The organism is Rothia sp. HMSC065C03 (assembly GCF_001837295.1).
Classification (GTDB): Bacteria; Actinomycetota; Actinomycetes; order Actinomycetales; family Micrococcaceae; genus Rothia.
Genome location: NZ_KV832005.1, coordinates 293,438 through 299,831, shown reverse-complemented (window position 1 = coordinate 299,831; position 6,394 = coordinate 293,438). Strand labels below are relative to the sequence as shown.

The 6,394-nt window shown below is 59.6% G+C and carries 5 protein-coding genes; 4 read left to right on the top strand and 1 reads right to left on the bottom strand.

Going from position 1 to position 6,394, the window contains the following annotated elements:
• Positions 1-747: 747 nt before the first annotated feature.
• The 4 genes from dnaK to HMPREF2605_RS05780 all read left to right on the top strand — a co-directional run bounded on the left by dnaK (position 748) and on the right by HMPREF2605_RS05780 (position 4,986).
• A complete protein-coding gene (gene dnaK, locus HMPREF2605_RS05795; RefSeq protein ID WP_070819007.1) occupies positions 748-2,580 on the top strand; it encodes a molecular chaperone DnaK in 1,833 nt (610 codons plus the stop codon).
• 2 nt (positions 2,581-2,582) lie between these two features.
• Positions 2,583-3,161 (top strand): nucleotide exchange factor GrpE, encoded by a 579-nt coding sequence (locus tag HMPREF2605_RS05790; protein ID WP_070819008.1) that lies wholly within the window; start codon positions 2,583-2,585, stop codon positions 3,159-3,161.
• Positions 3,162-3,498: 337 nt separating this feature from the next.
• Positions 3,499-4,476 carry a DnaJ domain-containing protein gene (locus HMPREF2605_RS05785; protein ID WP_070819009.1) on the top strand — a complete coding sequence of 326 codons (978 nt, stop codon included), beginning with the start codon at positions 3,499-3,501 and terminating at the stop codon, positions 4,474-4,476.
• A 3-nt stretch (positions 4,477-4,479) separates the two neighbouring features.
• On the top strand, positions 4,480-4,986 hold the full coding sequence (locus HMPREF2605_RS05780; RefSeq protein ID WP_070819010.1) for a heat shock protein transcriptional repressor HspR: 507 nt from the start codon (positions 4,480-4,482) through the stop codon (positions 4,984-4,986).
• Positions 4,987-5,149: 163 nt separating this feature from the next.
• Here the strand turns inward: HMPREF2605_RS05780 and HMPREF2605_RS05775 are convergent, their stop codons facing one another.
• A complete protein-coding gene (locus HMPREF2605_RS05775) occupies positions 5,150-6,388 on the bottom strand; it encodes an RNA-guided endonuclease InsQ/TnpB family protein (protein ID WP_049346853.1) in 1,239 nt (412 codons plus the stop codon).
• Between the last annotated feature and the right edge of the window lie 6 nt (positions 6,389-6,394).

Here is a 6,394-nt window from a genome sequence, read left to right as displayed (position 1 = left end):
CTACTTTGAGAGGATATGGTCGTAACCAGCATACGGCAGGCGGGTAGCCTCAAGCCACAGGTGAAGGTTGAAGAATTACGGGTTGGACAAGTGAAGACACCTCCATAGAGCGAGCGATGGAGCTTGCAAACATGTCCTCTATATATAAGAGGAATGACTCTCTGAGATCTCAGGCAGGCGCCTGTAGCTGACGAGCCTGCACGAAGCGCACCCCTAGCAGCGCTGCCAGGGGCCTAGCCTCCAGACTTAAAAATCACGCCTAAAAATCGCCCCGCACACCCTATATAAGGTGCGCTCAGACCACCTCCCGGCACCTCTCGCACCCCAATTTTTCGGTTTTCCGCCCCTTTCTTAAAAATTTTTTCGCCCCGAGCACCCACCCATGTCCGCCGTGCGCTGAATCGCCGCGCCGCGCCCACACGCCGCCCAAAAACCGCGGAATTCCGCGGCAAAACCGCCCATTCACGTCTCGCCGCCGCCTCAAAATCACCCGTAAAACGCCCCTCCAGACCCCCGAAAGCCCCACCCTTCACGCCCCTCAACATAAAAAAGTTGAGTAAAGTTCGCTCAAGTCTCTTGACAGCCCTTTCGAGAGGGTGCATACTTGAGTACATGAGGCTCAAGGAGCCGCGCAGACCACCCCACACGGAGCGGCACGCGCAGCACCGACCGCCTCCAAAACTTTCAAACTATCCCGCCTCGCATTAGAAGAAGCGGGGCACTAACACCTAAGGAGTGAATAAACATATGGCACGTGCAGTAGGTATTGACCTCGGTACCACCAACTCGGTCGTAGCAGCACTGGAAGGTGGCGACCCGGTCGTCATCGCTAACGCAGAGGGCACCCGCACCACCCCCTCCGTCGTCGCATTCTCCAAGGACGGCGAGGTTCTGGTCGGTAGCGTTGCAAAGCGTCAGGCGGTGACCAACGTCGACCGCACCATCTCCTCCGTCAAGCGCCACATGGGCACCGACTGGACCACCGAGATCGACGGTAAGAAGTACACCCCGCAGGAAATCTCCGCTCGTATCCTCATGAAGCTGAAGGGCGACGCAGAGGCATTCCTGAACGACAAGGTCACCGACGCCGTCATCACCGTTCCCGCATACTTCAACGACGCTGAGCGTCAGGCAACCAAGGAAGCCGGCGAGATTGCAGGTCTGAACGTCCTGCGTATCGTCAACGAGCCCACCGCCGCAGCACTGGCATACGGCCTGGACAAGGGTAAGGAAGACGAGCTCATCCTGGTCTTCGACCTCGGTGGCGGTACCTTCGACGTCTCCCTGCTGGAAGTTGGCAAGGACGACGACGGCTTCTCCACCATTCAGGTTCGCGCAACCAGCGGTGACAACCGCCTCGGTGGTGACGACTGGGACCACCGCGTCGTCGAGTGGCTGCTCGCACAGGTGAAGGCAAACACCGGCGCAGACCTGTCCAAGGACAAGATTGCTCTGCAGCGTCTGCAGGAAGCAGCTGAGCAGGCTAAGAAGGAGCTGTCCAGCGCTTCTAGCACCAACATCTCCCTGCAGTACCTGTCCGTGACCCCCGAGGGCCCCATCCACCTGGATGAGAAGCTGACCCGCGCAAAGTTCGAGGAACTGACCCGCGACCTGCTCGAGCGCACCAAGAAGCCCGTGCTCGACGTAATCAAGGAAGCTGGCGTGTCCATCTCCGAGATTTCTGAGGTCATCCTGGTCGGTGGCTCCACCCGTATGCCCGCTGTTGCTGAGCTCGTCAAGGAGCTCACCGGCCGCGAGCCCAACAAGGGTGTGAACCCCGACGAGGTCGTGGCAATGGGTGCAGCACTGCAGGCAGGCGTGCTGAAGGGCGACCGTAAGGACGTTCTGCTGATCGACGTCACCCCCCTCTCCCTCGGTATCGAGACCAAGGGCGGCGTGATGACCAAGCTGATCGAGCGCAACACCGCAATCCCGACCAAGCGTTCCGAGACCTTCACCACTGCAGAGGACAACCAGCCCTCCGTGACCATTCAGGTCTTCCAGGGTGAGCGTGAGTTCACTCGCGACAACAAGAACCTGGGTACCTTCGAGCTGACCGGCATCGCCCCCGCACCCCGTGGCGTGCCCCAGATTGAGGTTACCTTCGACATTGACGCAAACGGCATCGTGCACGTCTCCGCAAAGGACAAGGGCACCGGTGTTGAGCAGTCCATGACCATCACCGGCGGTACCTCCCTCTCCAAGGACGACATCGACCGCATGGTCAAGGACGCAGAGGCACACGCTGAGCAGGACAAGGCACGCCGCGAGGCTGCTGACACCCGCAACGAAGCCGAGTCCGTCGCATACACCACTGAGAAGCTCCTGAAGGAGAACGGCGACAAGCTGCCCGAGAACGTCAAGACCGAGGTCCAGGGCGATGTCGACGAGCTGAAGAAGGCACTCGAGGGCGACGACGACGCAGCAGTGAAGTCCGCATTCGAGAAGCTGCAGGCATCCCGATCCAAGCTGGGCGAGGCACTCTACGCAGCAGCACAGGCTGAGGCATCCGAGTCCAAGCCCGCCGCTGATGAGGACGTTGTCGACGCCGAGGTTATCGACGAAGACGAGAAGAAGTAATCATGGCTGAGCAGGAAAACACCACCCCCGACCCGCTGGAGGAGGCATTCAATGCCCCCGCAGCGGAAGGCCACCCCGAAGCTGAATCGGTCGAAAGCCCCGAGGAAGCTGCGGAAGCCGTCGAGGCTGAGCTCCAGGACGCCGTAGAAGCAGAATCTGCTGACGCGGCACTCGCCGCAGAGCGCCTGGACTCCCTGCTTCGCCTGCAGGCCGAGTTCACTAACTTCAAGAACCGCACCGCCCGCGAAAAGGAGCAGTTGCGAGGCTTCGTAACCAGTGAACTGGTGACCGCGCTGCTGCCGGTGCTCGACGATATCGACGCCGCACGCAAGCACGGCGACCTGCAGGAAGGCCCCTTCGCCTCCATCGCTACCAAGCTTGAAGAGCTGCTCGGCAAGCAGGGCGTGGAGCGCTTCGGTGAAGTAGGCGACGCCTTCGACCCGAACATCCACGAGGCTGTACTGCAGCAGCCCACCGACGAGGTGGCTGAGGATCATGTCTCCATGGTTCTGCGTTACGGCTACCGCGTGAACGACCGCGTGGTTCGTACCGCTCAGGTGGCTGTGGCTGTTGCAGCGTAAGGTGACGGCTAAGCATTGGCTGAATAACTAACGACGGGCGGGTGCTCTCCCAGCGGGGGAGTGCCCGCCCTGTTGTTTGCCTTGTGTCGTTTACCCTGGATGTTTTGCCTGGGCTGTTTTGCTGGGGCTGTTTGCTGGAGTGTTTGTCTGGGATGCGGCGAGCTGTGGTCGCGGTGAAAAACCCTTGGAGGGCGCTATTTTTTGGTCTAGCCCCTTCCAAAATTGAGTCAAGTAGACTAAACTTTTATATAGAGCATTAAGACAAGAACGTGGTGCCCTGCTAGCCGTCCCGTAACCGAGGAGGGCGGCGCATCACCGCGAGAGGAGAAACAAACACATGGCAAGTGAAAACTGGATAACTGACGACTTCTACAAGGCACTGGGTGTCAGCGAAGACGCAAGCGAAAACGACATCAAGAAGGCGTACCGCAAGCTCTCCCGCAAGTACCACCCCGACCTGAACCCCGGCGACGCCGCAGCGGAGAAGAAGTTCAAGGAAATCTCGGAAGCATACGACGTGCTCTCCGACAAGAAGCAGCGCGAGGAGTACGACCAGATCCGCCGCTACGGTGCCGCAGGCATGGGCGGCTTCGGTGGTGGCAGCTACACCGGCTACCCCGGCGCGGACGCATTCGGTGGCTTCAGCAGTGGCGGGGCGGGCATCAACATTGACGACCTGCTCGGCGGCCTCTTCGGCGGTAGCGCGGGCGGCTCCCGACGCTCCGCAGGCTTCACCAGCGCCGACTTCGGCGGCATGGGCGGTGGCGGCTTCGGCGGCGCACAGCACGTAGCCCCCGAAGAAAGCACCACCAGCACCCGCATCAGCCTCGCCCAGGCATACACCGGCGCAACCGTGACCGTGTTCCTGCCGGACGGTTCCCACACCGAGGCACGCATCCCCGCCGGTATTAAGGACGGTCAGAAGGTGCGCCTGCGCGGCAAGGGCCTGCACGGCGCCGATCTGAAGGTCACCGTGCGCGTCTCCGACGACTCCGTGTACTCGCGCGAGGGCAACAACCTGATCATGCGCGCACCCGTCACCCTCGCCGAGGCCGTCGACGGCGCAGTAATCGAGGTGCCCCTGCCCGACGCATCCACCGTGAAGCTGCGCCTGGCACCCGGCCAGGTTGGCCGCCGACTGCGTGCCAAGGGCCGCGGCTTCAAGGCTAAGGGTGGCGATGGCGACCTGATGGTCATCCCCGAAATCGTTCTGCCCACCGAGCTGAGCGCAGAGGCGCAGGAAGCATTCGACAAGTTCGTAAAACTGGCACCGCAGGAGAACCCGCGTAAGGATTTGTTGAAGAAGGCGAAGTAAACTATGGCATCTCGAGAATCATCATCCAAGTCTCGTAGCGGCAAGCCGCTGCACAGCGTGGACCTGCCGGTTTTCGTGATTTCTGTGGCGGCTGAGCTGGCGGGCATGCACCCGCAGACCCTGCGCCAGTACGACCGTATCGGCCTGGTTCAGCCTTCGCGTGCGCCCGGTAAGGCGCGCCGCTACTCGCAGCGTGACGTGAACCGTCTGCAGCAGATTCAGCAGCTCTCGCAGGAGGGCGTCTCCCTGGAGGGTATTCGCCGCATTATTGAGTTGCAGTCCCTCGTGGAGGAGCAGCAGGAACAGATTGCGGCACTGCAGCGTCAGGTTGAAGATGCGAAGGTGAAGCTGGGCCTGACGGAGCGTGTGTTCGCCGCCGGTACCAGTGGCGACGTGGTGCATATTGCCCGCGGTACCCGCCCGGCGCCTCGTCAGCGTTCTTCGGCTGTGGTGTTGTACCGTCAGCGTCACCAGTCGGCTACGGCGGATGATACGAAGCCGCAGCGCTAAACCGGCTAAACCCGCTACACTTGGATAAACGGCTCGGCTGTTTTAGCTCATTTGCGCTAGTCGGCCACCCATATAGGCTTGTGCGTCTTTGTGTATACGCCGCGTGAGGGAGGTTGACTTCCTCCTCCTTGCGAACAAAGAGGACTCCTGCCAGCCGCATACCCTACAGGTATGCGGCTCTCGGTGGGTTAACAGCGTCAACAGCAACAGCACCCGCAAGCAGGCGTCTTACGTCCCTCTTCTGTTCGTTTAAACTCTCCGCAAGTCCTGCGGCGAGCATAATATTCACACACGCATTAGCATCTCGATCTAAGCGCATACCACACTTGGTACACGCCCATTCACGGATATTCAGCGGCTTTCTACCGCCCGGCTCACCACACACAGAACACAGCTGCGACGTGGGGGCAAACCGGTCAGCAAAGACCACCATGCGATGACGTTCATCAGCCTTCTCTTCTATCAGACGGCGTAATAAACCCCATGAGGCATCCAATACCGACTTACCTAAACGGGTACGCGACAGACCAGCCACATTCAGGTTCTCCAGGGCGATGACTTGGTTCTCGTCCACCACCTTGTTTGCTACCTGATGCGCGTAATGGCTCCTTGTATTGCGTACCTTGGCGTGAGCTTTGGCTAGGCGGATGCGTTGCTTTTCGTAGCGGTTGCTACCGCGCTTTTTACGGGAGAGCTGACGTTGAAGCGTAGCAAGACGTGCCGCTGCCTTCTTTAAAGGGCGGGGGTTCTCAAAGAACACCCGTTCACCCTCAGAATTGACAGCTACGGCCAGGCGATTCAGGCCTAGGTCAACACCGACAGCGTATGCAGAAGGCTCCGGTATCTGAATATTTTCAGCAGGCACATCCACAACAAATGAGACATAGTACTTCCCATCCGGCTCACGAATGAGTGTGACTGAGGATGGCTCAGCAGGTAGAGGGCGTGACAGCACGAACCGCACATTTCCAATTTTGGCCAAGCGCACAAAACCGACTCGATGAGTTGTTTCATGCACTATAAACCCGGAGTTCTTCGTAAACCTTGCTGACTGGCGGTGACTGCGCTTTTTAAAGCGCGGTGCATGAGCGCCGCGTTTACCTTTGCGCTGGCCAGTGACAGTAGCAAAAAAAGCCTTATAGGCTTTATCCAAGTCACGTAAGGCTTGTTGTAGGGGTACGGAGGAGACCTCACTCAGCCAGAATCGTTCCTCGGTTTTCTTTAACGCAGTCAGGCGTGCGGACAGTTCAGCGGCTGAAGGTTTAGTGCCGGTGAGCCGGTAGGTCTCTAGTGCGTGGGCTAAAGCGTCGTTGTAGGTTACGCGCACGCATCCAAAGAGTCGGGCAATAGGTTCGACCTGGCCCGGTTTTGGGTATGCGCGGTATCGGTAACGCTTCAACATAACATC

Coding starts and splice junctions, on each gene's coding strand:
- dnaK (WP_070819007.1), top strand. CDS start 748: ATGGCACGTGCAGTAGGTATTGACCTCGGTACCACCAACTCGGTCGTA.
- HMPREF2605_RS05790 (WP_070819008.1), top strand. CDS start 2,583: ATGGCTGAGCAGGAAAACACCACCCCCGACCCGCTGGAGGAGGCATTC.
- HMPREF2605_RS05785 (WP_070819009.1), top strand. CDS start 3,499: ATGGCAAGTGAAAACTGGATAACTGACGACTTCTACAAGGCACTGGGT.
- HMPREF2605_RS05780 (WP_070819010.1), top strand. CDS start 4,480: ATGGCATCTCGAGAATCATCATCCAAGTCTCGTAGCGGCAAGCCGCTG.
- HMPREF2605_RS05775 (WP_049346853.1), bottom strand. CDS start 6,388: ATGTTGAAGCGTTACCGATACCGCGCATACCCAAAACCGGGCCAGGTC.